This is a genomic window from Parafannyhessea sp. (assembly GCF_051876455.1).
GTDB lineage: Bacteria > Actinomycetota > Coriobacteriia > Coriobacteriales > Atopobiaceae > Parafannyhessea.
The window spans coordinates 1-17,223 of sequence record NZ_JBJEHW010000093.1; the positions used below are offsets into that span (position 1 = coordinate 1).

The window sequence follows — 17,223 nt, forward strand, 5'->3', positions numbered from 1 at the left end:
AGGCGGACTTCTTGTGGGGCTTGTTCGGGAAGATGCCCGCCTCGTTCATGGCGTACAGGATGCGCCTGTGGACGGGCTTCAGGCCGTCTCGGACGTCGGGGAGCGCACGGGCTGTGATGACGGACATGGAGTACTCGATGAAGGACTGCTCCATCTCGTGTCCGAACTCGTGGAACTGCAGGCGGCCGCCATGCACGTCCACGCCGTCGCCATCGCCGCGGTTGTCGCCGCCCATCTCGAGCTGCGCGTCCTCGTCGTCCTCGTCCTCGTCGTCGGAGTCGTCGTCCGAATCGTCGTCCATGCCGGCCTCGTCGGCCGCGTCAGGGTCGTACACGGGGGCGTCCGACTCGTCCGCCTCCGCGCGGTCGAGCAGACGCTGCAGGTCCTCCGGCAGGGTCGCGCCGTCACCCGACTGGTCTTGGTTCTGCCCGTTTACGGGCGTGTTCTTCTCATCTGCCACTTAGCGTGCCTTTCTTCGTGGTTCCGCCTCGGGAGCCCTGTCTTACGCATCCAGGAATCGGGCGTCCTTGGCGTGGTGCTCGATGTAGTCGCGCCTGTACTCGACGGACGTGCCCATGAGGTGGGATACGGCGAGCTCCGCCCTCGCGGCGTCCTCGATCCCGATGCGCTGGAGGATCCTGGTCTTCGGGTCCATGGTCGTGTCCGCGAGCTGCTGCGGGTCCATCTCGCCCAGGCCCTTGTAGCGCTGGACGGTGTACTTGCGCTGCTTGCCCTCGGCGTCCCTGGGCACGTACTGCTCGATGGCCTGCGCGAGGAGCGTTTCCTCGGGCGTCTTGCCGTCCGGGTACACGTAGTGGATCTTCTTGCCCACCTTCACGCCAAAGATCGGTGGGCACGCGCTGTAGATGTAGCCGGCGTCGATCAACGGGCGCATGTACTTGTAGAAGAACGTCATCAGCAGGATGCGGATGTGCGCACCGTCGACGTCGGCATCGGTCATGATGATGATCTTGTGGTAGCGGGCCTTGTTGATGTCGAAGTCGCCGCCGTCGGTCGTCACGCCCGTGCCGATGGCCGTGATCAGGCTCTGAATCGTGTCGGAGTTGAAGGCGCGGTGGTCACCAACGCGCTCGACGTTCAGGATCTTGCCCCTCAGCGGAAGGATCGCCTGGATGTCGCGACGACGGCCATCCTTGGCCGAGCCGCCTGCCGAGTCACCCTCGACGATGAAGAGCTCGGTCATCGACGCGTCCCTCACGGAGCAGTCGGCGAGCTTGCCGGGAAGCGAGGCGGACTCGAGGATGCTCTTGCGACGCGTGGCCTGCCTGGCCTTCTGCGCGGCAAGACGGCCCTTCGCGGCGCTCGAGGCCTTGCGGAAGATCTCCTTGCCCTGCTTGGGGTGCTCCTCGAGGTAGTCGGCGAGGCCGCGTGAGACGATCTTGTTCGTGAGCGTCCTCATGTACGAGCTGCCGAGCTTTGCCTTCGTCTGGCCCTCGAACTGCGGGTCGGGAAGCTTGACCGAGATGACGGCAGTCAGGCCCTCGCGGATGTCGTCACCCGTGAGGTTGGCCTCCTTCTCCTTCAGGAGCTTGTGGCTGCGCGCGTAGTCGTTGATCGTCTTCGTGAGCGCGGTCCTGAAGCCCTCGAGGTGCATGCCGCCCTCTTCGGTGTAGATGTCGTTCGCGAACGACATCACGTGCTCCGAGTACCCGGTATTCCACTGGAGGGACACCTCGACCTCGCCCTTCTTCGCGAGGGGCGTGTCCTCGTCGGTCTTGCCCTCGATGTAGATGGGGCGAGAGAGGCCCGGAAGGACCGGCTTCTCGTACTGCTTTCCGTCCCAGCCGTTGAGGAACTTCACGAAGTCGTTGATGCCGCCTGCATAGCAGAACTCCTCGACGCGCGGGACGAGCTCGCGCTCGTCCGTCAGCACGATCTTGAGGTTCTTGTTCAGGAACGCCGTCTCGCGCAGGTGGTTGCGCAGGGTGTCGTAGTTGTAGACGGTGGTCTCGAAGATCTCCTCGTCCGGCCAGAACGAGATCGTGGTGCCCGTGGTCTTGGACTTGCCCACGACCTTCATCTTCTCGGTCGTCTTGCCGCGCGAGAACTGCATCTCGTAGATCTTGCCGTCGCGCCTGACCTGCGCGATGAGCTTCTTCGAGAGCGCGTTCACGACCGAGACGCCGACGCCGTGCAGGCCGCCGGACACCTTGTACGCGTTGTTGTCGAACTTGCCGCCGGCGTGCAGGATCGTGAGGACGACCTCGAGGGTCGGCTTCTTCTCCGTGGGGTGCATGTCGACGGGAATGCCGCGGCCGTTGTCCACGACGGTGATGGAGTTGTCCGCGTGCACCGTCACGGAAATCTTGGTGCAGTAGCCCGCCATGGCCTCGTCGACGGAGTTGTCGACGATCTCCCAGACCAGGTGGTGCAGGCCCGTCTCGCTCGTGGTGCCGATGTACATGCCGGGACGCATGCGCACGGCCTCGAGCCCCTTGAGGACCTTGATCTCCTGACCGTTATAGTTGTTCTTCTCTTCTGCCACTCACTTTTCCTCTCTACAGAGCAATAAAGCGCACCGTATATTTTAGTGAGCGCGTCGGATTTCATTGGGCCAAATACAAAATGGGTGGTCGAACTACCGAAAAATCACGTCAAAGGGCCTTGTAAGGCCGATATTCGCGAGAAAATCAATTCCCCGCCCTTTTTAGCATTTCCCTTCGCAGCGAGAGTTCCATCGCCCTTCTCGCCTTTTCCCTCAGGCCGTCCGGCAGGTCGCGCGTCATGTCCTCCACGCGGCGCTCCTGCTCTGCGGAAAGCTCGGGGAGCTCGAGGCGCTCCTCGCCATGGTCGAGCGACTGGTAGGTTCCCGAGTCCTGCTTGCGCATGTGCCGCGAGTCGGAAAGCCTGAAGCGGATGCCGGATACCTGCAGACCGTACCCGTGAAGGCGTGCCAGGTAGATCTCCTTGTTCGCGCTGAAGTCGGACAGGCGTGCGTGCGAGTCCACGTAGACGCACAGCACGGGGTCGCGGCCCTTCTTGACGGGCGACGTGTCCAGGAACACGCCCGTGGTGTGCTTGCGCTCCACGTCGCCGTTCGCGCCGTACCACGCGGCGCGGGCGCGCTGCGCGTCGCTCATGTGGGCGCGCATGTCGGACCTCACGACGCCGTCGAGCAGCGACGAGAGGGACGAGTCGTTCCTGAAGCGCTCCGTGTCGTAAACGTAGTCGCTCGCATATGCCTTGCGCTTACCCAACGACGTTCACGACCTTTGCCTCTTTTAGCAGGTCATCGGGGAAGTACCCCAGGTTCGTCGTCGTGACGACGGTCTGGATGCCGGATTGGACGAACCTCGTCATGGCGTTCCGGCGCTTCTCGTCCAGCTCGCTCATCACGTCGTCCAGCAGGAGCAGCGGCTGCTCCCCCACCACCTCGCGGGACAGCGCCACCTCGGCCATCTTCCACGCGAGCACGATGGAGCGCTGCTGTCCCTGCGAGCCAAACGCCCGCGCGTCGCGGCCGTCTATCGTGAAGCTGACGTCGTCGCGCTGCGGGCCCACGGTCGTCTGCTGGCGGCGGAGGTCGGTGTCCCTCTCCTCCTGCAGGCGTCGCGCGAAGACGTCGCAGATCTCGTCGCGAGAGGAGCCGGACAGATCGACCCCGAGGGACGACACGTAGGTGCAGTCGAGCTCCTCTCCGCCGGCGATCTGGCCGTAGACCTCTCGCAGGTGCGTCCTGAGCCGCTCGAAGAGCCTGAGCCGGGCCGCGAGGAGCGTCGCGCCGCCAAGGGCCACGGAGGCGTCCCATGCGTCCAGGAGCGCCAGGTCCGGGTAGTCCTCCTTCAGGAGGCGGTTCCTCTGCTCAACGGAGCGCAGGTAGGCGGAAAGGACCTTTGCATAGCCCGCGTTGGCCTGCCGGCCAAAGCCATCGAGCTCGTCCCTTCTGTACGATGCCCCGCGCTTCACGAACGACAGGTCGTCCGGGTTGAAGAGGACCGACATGAGCGTCGCCGGAAGGTCCAGGGCGACGCACTTCTTCCCGTTGCGGAAGAAGCGCCGCCGCGTGGGCTCGACCTCGCACGCGACGTCTATCACGCGACCGTCGCCCTCGAGCCTTGCGTGTATCTTTGCGGACTCGCAGTCCTCCCGGATCTGCTGGGAGGGCTTCGGCTTCCTGAACGAGGAGCCCGCGGTCAGCATCTGCAGCGCCTCCACGGTGTTCGTCTTCCCCACGGCGTTCGGACCCACCAGGATCGTCATGCCGTCGGAAAAGTCGATGCTCTTCTCCTCGAAGTTCCTCCAGTCCCTGAGCCCGAGCGTCTTGACGCGAAGTCCCACGGCCTACATCCTGACCGGCATGAGCAGGTAGAGGTAGTTGATCCTGGAGTACGACTTGAAGATGCCCGGCTGCATCGTGCTCTGCAGCTCCAGGGTGATCTCCTTCTGGTCGCTCGCGGCGTTGACGCAGTCGAACACGTAGTGGTAGTTGAGCGCGATCGACATGGCGCTGCCCTCCACCTCGACGGGCAGGAGCTCGGTGGACTCGCCCTGGTCCGGCGAGCTTGCGGAAAGCTTCATCACCTTGCCGTCCGGGTCGATGTCAAAGCGGACGGACGGGTTGGTGAGCGCGATGACGGAGACGCGCTTGAGCGCCGCGGAGAACTGCGCCACGTCGATCTTGACGGACGTGTTGCAGCTGGGCGGCAGGAGCTGCTTGTAGTTGGGGAACGTGCCGTCGATCTTGCGCGACACGTACGTGGTGTCGCCAAACGCGAACACGACCTGGCTGTTCGTCGTGCCGATGGTGAGCCTGTCCGTCATGGACGGCAGCGTCAGCACGTCGTGGAACGTGTTGCCGGGGACGATCGTCTCGAACGCCTCCTGGAGCGAACTCGTCTCCACGTTGGAGTCGCACACCGCAAGACGGTACGAGTCCGTGGCGACCAGCCTGATCGTGTTGTCCTCCACGGTGAGAAGGACACCGGACAGGATGGGTCGCGACGTGTCCTTTGAGGTTACCTTGTACACCTTACCGACCATCTCGGAGAGCAGGTCGCTCGGCAGCTCGACCGTACGCTCGAGGTCGTACTCGGGGAACTCCGGGAAGTCGTTGGCGTCAAGGGTGTTGAGGCGGAACGAGGACTTGTCGCACTGGATCGTCAGGACCCTGTCACCGCCGTCGAAGAGCACCGCGGAGTCGGGCAGGGTCTTCACGATGTTGGTGAGGATCTTACCCGAGACGACGGTCGCGCCTTCCTCCTCAACGTCCGCCGCGATCCTGTGACGGATGGATATGTCCAGGTTCGTCGTCTGGAACTCGAGCATGCCCTCCTGGGCACTTATGTATATGCCCGAGAGCACGGGGAGGGTCGAGTTTGACGCCATGCCCTTCGCCACCACCGAGAGGGCTTGTGCAAGGGCTGACTGGCTTACCGTAAACTTCATTTGGGACCCTCCGTCTTTATTAGTACTTATATATAAAAGAAAAGGTAGGAGTAATAATAGGCAGTGTAGAAAAGTCGAAAAGTAAAGAGAAGTGCAGCTAGACGCAATAGTTACGAAAACTCAGACGGCTTCAATTTCCCTTCGGTCTTTCGACGCTACAGGATGTCGAAAACTTCTTTCTTCGTCGTCCCGTCACTTTTCTTCCCTTCTCGACAGGATTTCTTCCAAGTTTTAAAACGACCTCGGCCTTCCTAGCGGTTGTCCGTAATGCTGTCCTGCAGGGTCTGCACCCTGTCCTGGAACATCCTGTCTTCCTTTCGGGTCTTGTCGACCCAGTAGATGCTGTGCTTGACGGTCGCGTGGCTGCGTCCGCCAAACTTCTTGCCGATGTCTGCCAGCGTGTTGTCGGTCAGCTCGCGCGTCAGCCACACCGCCACGTGACGCGGCTCCATCAGCTCCTTGTTGCGCTTGGAGCCCACCAGGTCCATGTGCGACACGTCGTAGTACGCCTCGACGGCCTTCTGTATCTGCTCGACGGATATGGTCTTCTGCCCGGTCGGCCACTTGGCGTTGGCAATCTTTATGATGTCCTCGCGGCCGATCTTCTCGCCCTGGCGCTCCTTGCGCGACGCGGTGATGAGGCACGTGTGCACGAACCCCTCGATGATGCGGATGTTCGTGCCGGAGCGCTCCGCCATGAGCTTGCGGTCGTCCTCGGATATGGTGCCCGTCATCCCGGGCACGTGCTCGCGTACGGCGTCCTGCTTCATCATGTCGTAGAAGTTGTTGATCAGCTTCAGCTTGAGCTCGTAGTCTGGCACCTGGATGCTCACGGTCACGCCGGAGTCCATGCGCGAGGTCTCGCGCTCGTCAAACTTGCTGTCGCCCATGCCAAGCTGCGAGGGTGAGCGGTCCGCCGCGAGCACGATCTGCTTGCCGTGCGACATGAGCGCGTTGTACGTCTCGAAGAAGAAGCTGATCGTGCCGGCCGCGCGCCGCATGTTCTGGATGTCGTCGATTATCAGCACGTCCACGTTCTGGTAGTTGCGCACGAGCGCGGCCTTGGCGGGCGTGTCTCCCACGTTCATTGCGCTCACGTAGTCGTCCACAAACTCCGTGCCGGTCCTATAGACGCACAGCCGCGACGGGTCGTTCTGCGCAATGTAGTTCTGTATGGCGCGCAGCAGGTGCGTCTTGCCCAGACCGCTCTTGCCATAGATGAAGAGCGGGTTGTAGCTCTTGTTCTCCCCGTTCGCGACCTGCTTGGCCGCGTCGAACGCGAACTCGTTCTCCTCGCCGGAGACAAAGCGGTCAAACGTGAGCTTCGAGTCCGCCGGGTCGATCTCCTCCTTGGCGAAGTCGCTCTGCTCCTTCGGCGCGCTTGCGGCTGCCTTTGCGACGACCGGGCGAGAAGGACGTGCCGTCGTGGTTGCGGGCATCGTCTGGGGTGCGGCCGCGGGCGGCTCCTGCGCCGCGACAGCGCTCTCGCGTGCGTTGATGCGCCCGACCTCCTCGCGCGTCATCTCTGACCCGGTCTCGACGGGATGGGGGCTCGTGTCGTGGGAGAGCGCCACCTCAAACGTGACGTGCTGGAACGCGGCCTGCTCGAGGCACTCCTCGATCACGGGGGTCTGCTCGGCTATCTTGCGCTGGGCAAATCCCATGTTCGTGGAGACGACCAGCCGCTCGCCGTCAAACGAGACCGCCTTGCAGCTCCTGAGCATGGCGAGCGTCGGGGCTGGCAGCCCGCGCTCCGCCAGGAGCGACAGGACGTCCGTCCAGAGTGCGATCGCGTCTGATTCTTGGGTAGAAGTCATCCTCACCATTTACCTCTGCAATGTTGAAAAGTGCCAACATTATATGATGAAAACTACCCCGTTTGTCCACTACGTTTGGGTGCCTATTGAACGCCCGGCTGGCCGCCGGCCTGCTGCGCGTACGACCTGCCCAGATCCGTCAGCACGTACTTCTGGGCCCCCTTGTTCTTCCGCACGAACCCGGCCTTCTCAAGGCGCTGCAGCTCCCTCGTCCACGTGGGCTGCGAGCTGCCAAACTGTCGCGTGAGGTCGGTCGGTCCCACTGCCTGGTTCATCAGCAGGTATCCGAGCACGGTGCGCCCGCGCTCGGACAGCGTGGGTGCCGCTGCCATCTGTGGCTGGGGCGCCGCGGCCTGGCCCTGCGCAGGTGCGTATCCCGGATAGGGACTTGTCTGCGGATACTGGGCGTACTGCGGAGGATACGGTTGGTACGGCTGGTACGGCGCCTGCGCAAACCCCTGCGTCCCCGCGCCGTAGGGCTGTGCCGGGTACGGCGTCTGGCCGTACGCGGGCATGCCATAGCCGGGGACCGGGCTTCCCGCCTGCGGGTAGCCAGGCGCCGCCGCGGCCTGCTGGGGTGGCATCGCGTAGGGCTGTCCCTGCGGTGCAAGCTGCGGAGGAAGCGGCTCCTCCTCTTCCTCCTGCACGTTGGATATGGTGACGACCGTCCCGCCGGAGATGTTGTCGTCAATCGTGAGCGTCCCGCCGCGGTCCTCCATGTACTGCTGCACGTAGGGAAGCCCGGAGCCAACGCCACGGATGTACTGCTTCATCTCCTCGGAGGCGCTCGTCGTGCCGTATTCGAGCGCAAGCTCCTTCGACTTGATGCCGGGTCCCTGGTCCGAGAACCTGATTGTCTCCCCTCCGTCGAGGATGCTGATCGTCGGCTCTATAAAGTATGCGTGGATGAAGTTCTCCACGATCTCCCTTATGACCATGAATGGGATGGTGCTGCCCTGCTCCTTCGCGAGGCGCACGACCGTCGTCGTTATCTCCTCCAGGTACGAGCGAACGTCCTTTGGCTCGACCACCACGACGCGCGGCGCGGCCGATGCGTCGTCGTACACGGCGATGCGGGCGGGATATTTCACCTCGAGACTCGGCCCGTCTGTGGAGGTTTTGGGGGTCTCGTCATGCCCGTCACCTGCGGATGAGCCCTCCACAAACGGATAGAAGTCGCGCGCCACGTCCAGCCCTTTCTCCAACGTTTTCAACATTTCATGAACCTATGTCGAAAACCATTCATCGAGAATATTCTGCGAATGAAAGATTTCGACAACTTGTGAAACGTTGTTGATAACTACAGAAAACGGTTTCCACTCGGGTGAAAAATCATAGCATCATTCGGAAACATAACCGCAGATGAAGCGGAAGGTTCAGCAAATTCATTCGCCCATTCTTTCATGAATGGTCCCATTCCCCGCCCAGTTTGGTGATGGTTTCGTAGTCGAGCGCCTTCCCGCCCGGCCGCGTGCGAGAAAAAATTGACATTTTGCCCGATAGACCACTACAATCTTGGGGCTTGACCCGATTAGTCCTATATGTCGATCCTCGGGAGGATTTCAAAATGAAGCGTACGTATCAGCCTAACAAGCGCAAGCGCGCCGTCACCCACGGCTTCCGTGCACGCATGGCCACCAAGGGCGGCCGCGCCGTTCTGTCCCGCCGTCGCGCCAAGGGCCGCAAGAGGCTTACCGTCTAGGAACGACCATGGAGACCATCAAATCCAGAAGAGAATTTGAAGAGGTCTTCTCTGGCGGAAAAAGAGTCAACAGTAGACTCGTGCGAGCTACGGTTCTGAAGTGCGACGGAGGCGACTTGGGAAAGGTCGCCTTCGTCGCGCCTAAGCGACTGGGGAATGCCGTCTATCGCAACCGCTGCAAGAGGGTTCTGCGAGAGGCGGCGCGTGCTTGTGGCCTGCCCGCACAAGGGTCCAAGGTCATTCTCTTTGCGACCAGGGCGACCCATGACAGTACGCCGCAAGACGTGTCGGTTGACATGCGCTCGATCCTCAGGCGGTCGGGACTGCTATGAGCAGCCATTATAACCGGGCGAGAAGGACGCCTCCGATCAAGCGGGCCCTTCTCGCTATGATTCGCTTCTATCAACGGTATGTGTCGCCGCTCTTTCCGCCGTCATGCATCTACGAGCCAACCTGCTCCGCATATGCCTTCGAGGCCATTAGTAGGTACGGCGCCCTCAAGGGCTCCTGGTTGGCGTTCAGAAGGATTCTGCGCTGTAATCCCTTTCACAAAGGCGGTTTCGACCCCGTCCCCAAGCTCTGATACCGGAGGAACCCATGTGGGATTGGTTTATTAGTTTCCTTACCATGATCCTTAAGTCGCTCGCAGACCTATGCGGGGACTGGGGCATCGCTGTCATCGTGCTGACGATCATCATCCGTCTGCTTGTCATGCCGCTCATGAACAAGTCGACCGCCTCGAGCGCGAGGATGCAGGCGCTGCAGCCCAAGATGATGGAGATCCAGAACAAGTACGCGGACGACCCCGAGCGCCAGGCCGAGGAGCTGCGCAAGTTCACTGCCGAGAACAAGTTCAACCCGCTCGGTGGCTGCCTGCCCATCCTCATCCAGATGCCCGTCTTCTTCGCGCTCTTCACGGTCGCGAAGCAGGTTCCCGCCTCCGCGCACTTCCTCAACATCATGCCGTCGCTCTCGCAGTCCGCTGCTGGCGCCATGGGCAAGGGCATCCAGGAGGCCCTCGTCTACATCATCTTCGACGTCCTGTTCGGCATCCTCACGTTCATCCCCATGATGATGAACATGCAGAACACCCCCGAGGAGCAGCGTCAGCAGACCATGGTCATGGGTGTCGTCATGGCCGCCATGATGCTCTGGTTCGGCTGGAGCGTCCCGGGCGCCGTTCTTCTCTACTATGATGCCTCCGCAGTGTGGCAGGTCGTGCAGCAGAAGGTCGTCACCCAGCGTGTCATGGACAAGGTGAAGGCCGAGACCGAGGCCAAGCTTGCCCAGCAGGGCGTGCAGGTGGATGTGGTCCGCAAGGAGCGCAAGCCTCGCCCGCACAAGAAGAACTAGTATCATTAGAGCCTAGGGATATTTGCGCGGCGCTTTAGTGCGCCGCGTTCGTTTTGGAGGTATACGGTGGAGGACGAGCAGAACGTCGTGCTCGAGGGGGATGAACCCACGCAGGGCAACGACGCCGATGACAAGTTCGCGAAGATTCGTGAGCACTACGAGGCCGATGTCGAACTGACGGACGACGAGATCGACCTCATCGCTGACGTCGCCGTGAAGTACATCAGGGGCCTTCTCGGCTGCTTCGGAGAAGAGCATGTGTCCATTGACGAGTACGACGGCGATGAGGGCGAGCTCATTCTCGACATTAGCGGTGGGGACCTTGCGGTCCTCATTGGGCGTCACGGCCGCACGCTTGATGCCCTCCAGATGGTCGTCTCCTCCTACGTGAGCAACAAGATTAAGTTCCACTACCCAATCGTTGTTGACATCGAGGGCTACAAGAGCCGCCGTAGGAACAAGCTCACCGAGATGGCGAAGTCCGCCGCCGCGCGCGCCAAGAAGCAGCAGGGACGCGTGGCCTTGGCTCCCATGAACGCCTATGATCGCAGGATCATCCACCTTGCGCTTCTGGATGACGAGGACGTCACGACGCATTCCGAGGGTGTCGAGCCCGAGCGGCGCGTCGTCGTTACATATCAGGCTCGTTAGCGCTGAGACATTCGATCGTTATGAGAGGGAGACACGGACTTCGTGTCTCCCTCCTTTTGTAGCCAGCTGCGCTTGGCTGATCACACCATGCCATTCCTGTGGTCATGTCCTCCGGTTTCAGAAGGTCATGGAGTGAATGACATTCCGCTCTTGGTGAGGAGCCAGGTCGAAAGATTCCTGCTGGGTGCGCCACGCTTGTGCGTCCTATAAGCCGACTCTTCAGATCGCAATATTCCATTACATCACAAACCATCGCAAGGGGTATGTTCTGAGGAGTCGCTGCCAGTCCATATTATTCCAGGTCGAGGTGTAGCGTTTTGTACCGCCTAAACTGCCGAGGGTTTCTGGTGGTTCTCCAAGTCAGAGGTGCAATCAAATTCATCAGGGGTCGCGCATGGCTTAATGACTACTTTCACCATACGAAGCAATCACATGAGAATACGGAAGTCGCTTCATTATCCTCATCTGATTGCTCCTTTATGAATCATGCAAGCCGCTGGTCTCATAAGCGCCTATGGACAGATCGAGATGCAACTCCGGCATGTGGGTCTTGTTACTGGAGCCCATATGAATCGTTTGTTTGGCAGGCATCCAGGCAGCAGTTGCTGTTTGGCAAGATATGCCGATGAGACAAAGAGAGTCGAAATTCGCGTCTACAAAATTGAGAAGTACTGTGTAAGGACGTGGTGACTTGACTCAGAAAGAAGGAACAATGGACTCGTCTCTGAATTCGGTGTATTTGTTTCTGGTTTGCTCTTAATGAGGCGTTGGCTACATCCATATACGTCCCATGTCCTTTGTGCAATATCTCTTTAGACATCTAGGCAGACATGACACGATGCCAGAAGACCTTGTCTATTGCATGGTAGACACCTTCTAGGTTGTGTCTCAGTAGCTTTTCTCATATAGGAGAAATTACGCACGATGCTTTGATTGCTGAACCCTGTCGACTTCCTTTATAAAGGCCGAACTAGGTATTGGCTTCTATGACGTACTGGACCTTCGTGCAGCTTCTTATGATGAACGGTAGTTTCGTGCTTCAGTTGCCTCGAACAACGAATTACTTTCTGGAGCTAATTCCCACTGTACTATCTAGGGTCAACCTCCAAGTTCGGCTCAATACTGCAAAACGTGGGAAGATTGGCTCAATGCTAAAGAGGGCTGGTCGATAAAGATCACGAGTCCGCACACATCTTAAGGTCTATCTATTCGTGACCACTCATTCGTGATGTCGCTTCACTGTCTTTCATTCTATGCTTTCGTATTGAGCCGATGGCGTAGTGGGACAGACGTACCAGCGTCGCGTATCATAATCATTGCTTCGAATTCTATGAGGACATTGGGTTCTGTACCATGTTCCATGACAGACAAGAATTCCCGTTTCGGGTATTTCTGGCATATTGAGAGGCCTATATGGAAACTAACATCAGCAGGATAATATCCGAAGCTGGAGATTTCGATATCTCTGTTACAGAGCAACAGGCTGAATCTCTTCTTAAGCACGTATTACTTGTGAATGAGAAGAACAAGAACATCAATTTGACCAGAATCACGTCAATCGAGGACGCAATCGATAGACATATCGTAGACTCCATCCTTTACCTTAAGGCCATGGATTCATTCGACGCTTCACTTCGTCTTTGTGACATTGGTACAGGAGCTGGTTTTCCTGGTGTGCCGCTAGCAATCATGACGAATTTTCAAGTGGACATGATCGACTCCGTAGGTAAGAAGGTTCGCTGTGTCGAGTCTTTCATCCAGGATCTGAATCTATCCAATCGTTGTAATGCAATGCACGTTCGTGTCGAAGACTTTGCTCGAGATCACAGCAAACAGTACGACTATGTGACTGCACGTGCAGTCGCGAGCCTGAGAGTACTTCTGGAATATTCAGCACCGCTCCTTAAGATTGGTGGATTCGCTGTTGCATCCAAGGGAAATCTGGAGCAGCAAGAACTAGATGAAGCTCTTAGGACTGCAAAGATTTGTGGAATGAGGATTGTTACACGTGAAACATATGAGCTACCGCATGAATCCGGGCACAGAGAGATTCTGAAGTTTGAGAAATACAAGCAGCCATCAGTTCACCTGCCAAGAAGAACTGGAGAGGCGAAGTTGCAGCCCTTGTATTGAAGTAACATGGCAAGTGTTTCACGTGAAACAGTTGGGAGCAACATGACTTATAAAGACGTAAAGCGCGCCTTTCCAGACAGAGATTCAAAGGTGCTTGCAATCATTAACCAAAAAGGTGGCGTTGGAAAGTCCACGACAGCAGTAAATCTTTCTGCAGCACTAGGCGAAAACAAGAAGAAGGTTCTTGTTATCGATCTTGACCCTCAGGGCAATACGACGAGCGGATACGGAATAGAGAAGGAAGAGCTAGAGCACGACGTATATGATGCTCTTCTCGATGACTACCCTATTGAGCAGCTCATCACTGAGACCGTTGAACCCAACGTTTTCGTAATTCCTGCAACAATCCAGCTTGCCGGTGCGGAGATCGAACTCGTCTCAGCAATGGCACGCGAAAGCATTCTAAAGAGTATCCTCGCGCCGATTAGGAACGAATTCGATTATGTCTTTATTGACTGTCCACCCTCGCTGGGGTTGCTGACAGTGAATGCTCTTGTAGCGGCTGATTCGCTTCTCATTCCGATACAGTGTGAGTTCTACGCGCTTGAGGGAGTTACAAAGCTTCTTGAGTCGATGAAGATGGTAAAGACACGTCTTAACCCTGATCTCGACGTGTTTGGCGTGGTAATGACTATGTATGATGCAAGAACTACGCTTTCAAAACAGGTTGTCGAAGAAGTTACAAAGTACTTTGGGCGAAAAGTCTTTAAGACAATAATCCCGAGGAACGTAAAACTGTCAGAAGCACCTAGTCATGGTCTCCCGATTACACTGTATGCGCATGTCAGTAAGGGCTCGCTAGCCTATATGAAGTTAGCAAAGGAAGTGACGCGTCGTGGCTAGAAAAGGAGGACTTGGAAAGGGTCTCGAGTCTCTGATGGGGACTGCGGACGCTGAAATTTCTGCTATATCGACTGATTCCACTCTTCCTCTCTCAAAGATCAAGGTAAATAAGGATCAGCCTCGAAAGAATTTCGATCAAGATGCGCTCGAGGAGCTTGCAGACTCCATTAAACAGAATGGCGTCTTGCAGCCGATTCTTGTCCGGAAAAAGGGCTCGAACTATGAGATAGTTGCTGGCGAGAGAAGGTATCAGGCTGCGAAGCTCGCAGGTCTAAAAGAAATACCAGTCAATATCAAGGATATTGACGAGAAGGAGGTCTTCAAGCTAGCCCTCATTGAGAACCTGCAACGTTCCGATCTGAACCCGATTGAAGAAGCAAAGGGTTATGAGAAGCTCATTAAGGATAATGGCTTCACGCAAGAGGAACTTGGGAAGGCAATCTCAAAGTCCCGTTCGGCCATTGCGAACACGTTGAGGCTGCTAGATCTTCCTGACGAGGTCCAGCAGATGATGCTTGATGGAAAGCTGACTGCTGGTCATGCCAGGGCAATTCTCGCCGTTTCTGGTACAGAGGGAAAAATAAAGCTTGCCCACAAGGTAGTAGACGAGAATTTAACGGTTAGACAGACAGAAAATCTCGCACCCCTATTTTCTGGCACTGGCAATGCGGAAGAGAAGCCTCATAGAGAGCCTACCCCACTCGCCTACAAGCGTGCGGCAAGACAATTGCGTACGGCACTCAACACCAACGTCCGAGTCAAGAGACTCAGAAACAAGAACAAGATCGAGATTGAGTTCTCGACGGATGAGGATCTTGCAAGAATAGTTGACCTGCTTTCAAGTGAAGAGAATTCAGGAGAAAGCGAATGAAGAAGTCGACGGCATTAATCGGATGTGGCCTAGCCTCAGTAGCATTGTTCTTAAGCATCTGCTATTTGATGCTGAACAACGAAGCGAAGGATTCTCTTAGGACGCTATTGCAACTCATGAAAGAGAAAAGCAATGAGTCAGCGGAAGCGTCGAAGACGAAAGACTCGCAAGCGACAGGCATAAGTCGAAACAAAGAGAAGACAAGAGCCGAGTGGGAAGCAATCGGTTATTAGAAAAAGAGGCCAACCAGAATCAAGTCTGGTTGGTCTCTTTGCTCATATAAAAGAACCTAGTGCGTCATGCGCTCGACATTCTGTTTGAGCTGTCCACAAGCGGCATCGATGTCGGATCCACGTGAGTTACGAATGGTGGCTTCGACACCGACGTTAGCAAGGCGCCTTACGAATTCCTGTGCCCGTGCCTCGGTTGAAGGCTGGAACTTCGAGCCCTTTACATCGTTAAGCTGAATGAGATTGACGTGTGCGAGGTTGTCGCGACAGAAATCACAAAGCGACGCGAGCTCCTCCTCGGTATCGTTCACACCCTTGATGAGTGCGTATTCATAGGTTGGCCGACGACCGGTCTTGTCCACATACTCGCCCATGACGTCATACAGGTGAAGGAGAGAGTACTTCTTGACGCCGGGCATGAGCATATCGCGGGTGCGCTGCACGGCCGAGTGCAGCGAGACTGCGAGAGTGAACTGCTCGGGCTCGTTGGCGAAGCGTTTGATCATGGGAATGACGCCACAAGTGGAAACGGTCAGATGCCTTGCTCCGATACCAGCCCCTTCTGGTGAATTGAGCTTGCGCAGAGCGGAAAGTACGGCATCGTAGTTCATGAAGGGCTCGCCTTGTCCCATGAGAACAACGCTCGTGACGCGTGTATCGAAGTCATCACGTACGTGCATGACCTGCTCGTATATCTCTCCGGCAGTGAGGTTCCTAGTGAAACCAGAGGCACCTGTGGCACAGAACGCGCAACCCATCGGACAACCGGCCTGAGAGGACGCACAAACGGCAAGCTTGCCTCGGGTGGGCATACCAACGCACTCGACGGAGACGCCATCGGGATACCTCAGGAGATACTTCCTACTCCCATCCTGAGAGATCTGCTTTACGAGCTCCTCGGTTCCACCGAGGGTGAGGTTCTCTTCGAGAACGGCTCGAAGCGATTTGGGAAGGTTAGACATCTGCGAGAAGGACGTCGCGTTCTTCTCCCATACCCATTCCTCAACCTGCTTGGCACGGAACGCGGGCTGGCCAAGCTCCTGGAAGAGGGTGACAAGCTCCTTATGACTGTAGTTGTGAATGTCCTTCTTCTGGCGCGGGCGAGAAGAGGGCTGCTGAGTATTGGCATCTTGCATGATTTGGGACCTCGCCTGGGTCTACGTGATGTTGTGGAGTATCCTCGATTGAGTTAGCTCGCCTTTCGAGTTGATACTACCGCACAGAGTGCTGAATGAAGGAGCTTAAGATGGAGAAGACCGACGTTACACAATGCAGCGTGGTTGTGCTTGCCGGTGGATGGTCGGACGAGAGGGAGATCTCGCTTCAGTCAGGGAGGGCTTGTCAGAAGGCACTTGGCCAGGCGGGCTTCGAAAAGGTCGACTTTTTGGACGTCGCCGAGCCTGACTTCGTGAAGAAGCTCGCCGACGGCAACTACGATGTGGCGTTCGTGGCGATGCACGGTCGATACGGTGAGGATGGTTGTATCCAGGGTTTGCTTGAGATTATGCATATTCCCTACACCTTCTCCGGCGTGTTGGCGTCTGCGACCGGTACCGAGAAGGAAGTTGCAAAGTCGATATACAGGTCCGCGGGAATCCCCGTTCCCGAGGGCGTTGACCTGAAGGGCGACACGCAGGTAGACGATAAGATGGCTGCGGAGCTTGTGAATAAGCTCGGGTTGCCAATCTTTGTGAAGCCCGCCGCGAACGGTTCGAGCTTTGGCGTGTCTCGCGTCACCTCCGCCGACGAGCTTGCTGCGGCAGTGGCGAAGGCAGGGTCCGAGGGGGACCGTGTTCTGGTGGAGTCCTGCATCGAGGGAACCGAGATCTCCGTTCCCGTCATCGGCAACGACAACCCCCATGCGCTGCCAATCATCGAGGTTGTGACCGGTGCTGACTTTTACGACAGCAAGGTGAAGTACGAGCCGTCCGCTCTGCACCACGTCATTCCCGCCCGCCTGCCCGAGGCGGCATACGCGAAGGCGCAGGAGCTGGCCGTGCGCGCACATAAGGCACTGGGTTGCCTTGGTGCATCAAGAAGCGACTTTATTGTAAAGTCTGATGGCACCCCCGTAATCCTGGAGACGAACACGATTCCCGGCATGACGGAATCGAGCCTGATGCCGGACTCCGCCCGCCACGAGGGCATCGAGTTCCCCGAACTCTGCCGCAAGTTTGTGGAGTACGCGCTCGAGGCGCACGGAACGAAAGAGTAGTA

18 protein-coding genes are annotated in these 17,223 nt (G+C 57.6%); 10 read left to right on the forward strand and 8 right to left on the reverse strand.

Annotated elements, in window-relative coordinates; translation table 11 throughout:
- The 7 genes from ACI38Z_RS04260 to ACI38Z_RS04290 all read right to left on the reverse strand — a co-directional run.
- A partial coding sequence (locus ACI38Z_RS04260) for a DNA gyrase subunit A (protein WP_439788946.1) occupies window positions 1-460 on the reverse strand: 460 nt, incomplete at its 3' end.
- A gap of 42 nt (window positions 461-502) precedes the next feature.
- Window positions 503-2,506: a DNA topoisomerase (ATP-hydrolyzing) subunit B gene (gene gyrB, locus ACI38Z_RS04265; protein ID WP_439788947.1), complete on the reverse strand. Its 2,004-nt coding sequence runs from the start codon at window positions 2,504-2,506 to the stop codon at window positions 503-505.
- Between the two features lie 145 nt (window positions 2,507-2,651).
- Window positions 2,652-3,218 (reverse strand): hypothetical protein, encoded by a 567-nt coding sequence (locus ACI38Z_RS04270; RefSeq protein ID WP_439788948.1) that lies wholly within the window; start codon window positions 3,216-3,218, stop codon window positions 2,652-2,654.
- Window positions 3,211-4,299: a DNA replication/repair protein RecF gene (recF, locus tag ACI38Z_RS04275; protein ID WP_439788949.1), complete on the reverse strand. Its 1,089-nt coding sequence runs from the start codon at window positions 4,297-4,299 to the stop codon at window positions 3,211-3,213. Before recF ends, ACI38Z_RS04270 begins: the two co-directional genes overlap by 8 nt.
- Before the next feature lie 3 nt (window positions 4,300-4,302).
- The gene (dnaN, locus tag ACI38Z_RS04280; RefSeq protein ID WP_439788950.1) at window positions 4,303-5,406 is read right to left on the reverse strand and encodes a DNA polymerase III subunit beta; all 1,104 of its coding nucleotides are present in this window, start codon (window positions 5,404-5,406) and stop codon (window positions 4,303-4,305) included.
- Between the two features lie 251 nt (window positions 5,407-5,657).
- Window positions 5,658-7,223: a chromosomal replication initiator protein DnaA gene (locus tag ACI38Z_RS04285; protein ID WP_439788951.1), complete on the reverse strand. Its 1,566-nt coding sequence runs from the start codon at window positions 7,221-7,223 to the stop codon at window positions 5,658-5,660.
- 83 nt (window positions 7,224-7,306) lie between these two features.
- Window positions 7,307-8,410, reverse strand: coding sequence for an ATP-binding protein (locus tag ACI38Z_RS04290; RefSeq protein ID WP_439788952.1), 1,104 nt, complete (start codon window positions 8,408-8,410; stop codon window positions 7,307-7,309).
- Between the two features lie 380 nt (window positions 8,411-8,790).
- Between ACI38Z_RS04290 and rpmH the strand changes: the two genes are divergently transcribed.
- From rpmH to ACI38Z_RS04335, 9 genes are all read left to right on the forward strand, one after another.
- Window positions 8,791-8,925, forward strand: coding sequence for a 50S ribosomal protein L34 (rpmH, locus tag ACI38Z_RS04295; protein ID WP_439788953.1), 135 nt, complete (start codon window positions 8,791-8,793; stop codon window positions 8,923-8,925).
- A gap of 8 nt (window positions 8,926-8,933) precedes the next feature.
- On the forward strand, window positions 8,934-9,257 hold the full coding sequence (locus ACI38Z_RS04300) for a ribonuclease P protein component (RefSeq protein WP_439788954.1): 324 nt from the start codon (window positions 8,934-8,936) through the stop codon (window positions 9,255-9,257).
- A complete protein-coding gene (yidD, locus tag ACI38Z_RS04305) occupies window positions 9,254-9,508 on the forward strand; it encodes a membrane protein insertion efficiency factor YidD (protein WP_439788955.1) in 255 nt (84 codons plus the stop codon). Before ACI38Z_RS04300 ends, yidD begins: the two co-directional genes overlap by 4 nt.
- Before the next feature lie 14 nt (window positions 9,509-9,522).
- Window positions 9,523-10,278, forward strand: coding sequence for a YidC/Oxa1 family membrane protein insertase (locus tag ACI38Z_RS04310; RefSeq protein WP_439788956.1), 756 nt, complete (start codon window positions 9,523-9,525; stop codon window positions 10,276-10,278).
- Window positions 10,279-10,344: 66 nt separating this feature from the next.
- On the forward strand, window positions 10,345-10,929 hold the full coding sequence (locus ACI38Z_RS04315; RefSeq protein WP_439788957.1) for a protein jag: 585 nt from the start codon (window positions 10,345-10,347) through the stop codon (window positions 10,927-10,929).
- 1,413 nt (window positions 10,930-12,342) lie between these two features.
- A complete protein-coding gene (gene rsmG, locus ACI38Z_RS04320; protein WP_439788958.1) occupies window positions 12,343-13,062 on the forward strand; it encodes a 16S rRNA (guanine(527)-N(7))-methyltransferase RsmG in 720 nt (239 codons plus the stop codon).
- A 42-nt stretch (window positions 13,063-13,104) separates the two neighbouring features.
- Window positions 13,105-13,905: a ParA family protein gene (locus tag ACI38Z_RS04325; RefSeq protein ID WP_439788959.1), complete on the forward strand. Its 801-nt coding sequence runs from the start codon at window positions 13,105-13,107 to the stop codon at window positions 13,903-13,905.
- Window positions 13,898-14,776, forward strand: a complete 879-nt coding sequence (locus ACI38Z_RS04330) for a ParB/RepB/Spo0J family partition protein (protein ID WP_439788960.1) — start codon at window positions 13,898-13,900, stop codon at window positions 14,774-14,776. Before ACI38Z_RS04325 ends, ACI38Z_RS04330 begins: the two co-directional genes overlap by 8 nt.
- Window positions 14,773-15,009 carry a hypothetical protein gene (locus tag ACI38Z_RS04335; RefSeq protein ID WP_439788961.1) on the forward strand — a complete coding sequence of 79 codons (237 nt, stop codon included), beginning with the start codon at window positions 14,773-14,775 and terminating at the stop codon, window positions 15,007-15,009. The genes ACI38Z_RS04330 and ACI38Z_RS04335 overlap by 4 nt, the downstream gene beginning before the upstream one ends.
- Window positions 15,010-15,065: 56 nt before the next feature.
- Here the strand turns inward: ACI38Z_RS04335 and rlmN are convergent, their stop codons facing one another.
- The gene (gene rlmN / locus ACI38Z_RS04340; RefSeq protein WP_439788962.1) at window positions 15,066-16,142 is read right to left on the reverse strand and encodes a 23S rRNA (adenine(2503)-C(2))-methyltransferase RlmN; all 1,077 of its coding nucleotides are present in this window, start codon (window positions 16,140-16,142) and stop codon (window positions 15,066-15,068) included.
- Window positions 16,143-16,252: 110 nt separating this feature from the next.
- Between rlmN and ACI38Z_RS04345 the strand changes: the two genes are divergently transcribed.
- Window positions 16,253-17,221 (forward strand): D-alanine--D-alanine ligase family protein, encoded by a 969-nt coding sequence (locus ACI38Z_RS04345; protein WP_439788987.1) that lies wholly within the window; start codon window positions 16,253-16,255, stop codon window positions 17,219-17,221.
- The last annotated feature ends 2 nt before the right edge of the window (window positions 17,222-17,223 follow it).

Excerpts from the sequence above, each read along its gene's own strand:
- dnaN (WP_439788950.1), bottom strand. The coding sequence starts at position 5,406 with ATGAAGTTTACGGTAAGCCAGTCAGCCCTTGCACAAGCCCTCTCGGTG.
- ACI38Z_RS04285 (WP_439788951.1), bottom strand. The coding sequence starts at position 7,223 with ATGACTTCTACCCAAGAATCAGACGCGATCGCACTCTGGACGGACGTC.
- rpmH (WP_439788953.1), top strand. The coding sequence starts at position 8,791 with ATGAAGCGTACGTATCAGCCTAACAAGCGCAAGCGCGCCGTCACCCAC.
- ACI38Z_RS04300 (WP_439788954.1), top strand. The coding sequence starts at position 8,934 with ATGGAGACCATCAAATCCAGAAGAGAATTTGAAGAGGTCTTCTCTGGC.
- yidD (WP_439788955.1), top strand. The coding sequence starts at position 9,254 with ATGAGCAGCCATTATAACCGGGCGAGAAGGACGCCTCCGATCAAGCGG.
- ACI38Z_RS04310 (WP_439788956.1), top strand. The coding sequence starts at position 9,523 with ATGTGGGATTGGTTTATTAGTTTCCTTACCATGATCCTTAAGTCGCTC.
- rsmG (WP_439788958.1), top strand. The coding sequence starts at position 12,343 with ATGGAAACTAACATCAGCAGGATAATATCCGAAGCTGGAGATTTCGAT.
- ACI38Z_RS04325 (WP_439788959.1), top strand. The coding sequence starts at position 13,105 with ATGACTTATAAAGACGTAAAGCGCGCCTTTCCAGACAGAGATTCAAAG.
- ACI38Z_RS04335 (WP_439788961.1), top strand. The coding sequence starts at position 14,773 with ATGAAGAAGTCGACGGCATTAATCGGATGTGGCCTAGCCTCAGTAGCA.
- rlmN (WP_439788962.1), bottom strand. The coding sequence starts at position 16,142 with ATGCAAGATGCCAATACTCAGCAGCCCTCTTCTCGCCCGCGCCAGAAG.
- ACI38Z_RS04345 (WP_439788987.1), top strand. The coding sequence starts at position 16,253 with ATGGAGAAGACCGACGTTACACAATGCAGCGTGGTTGTGCTTGCCGGT.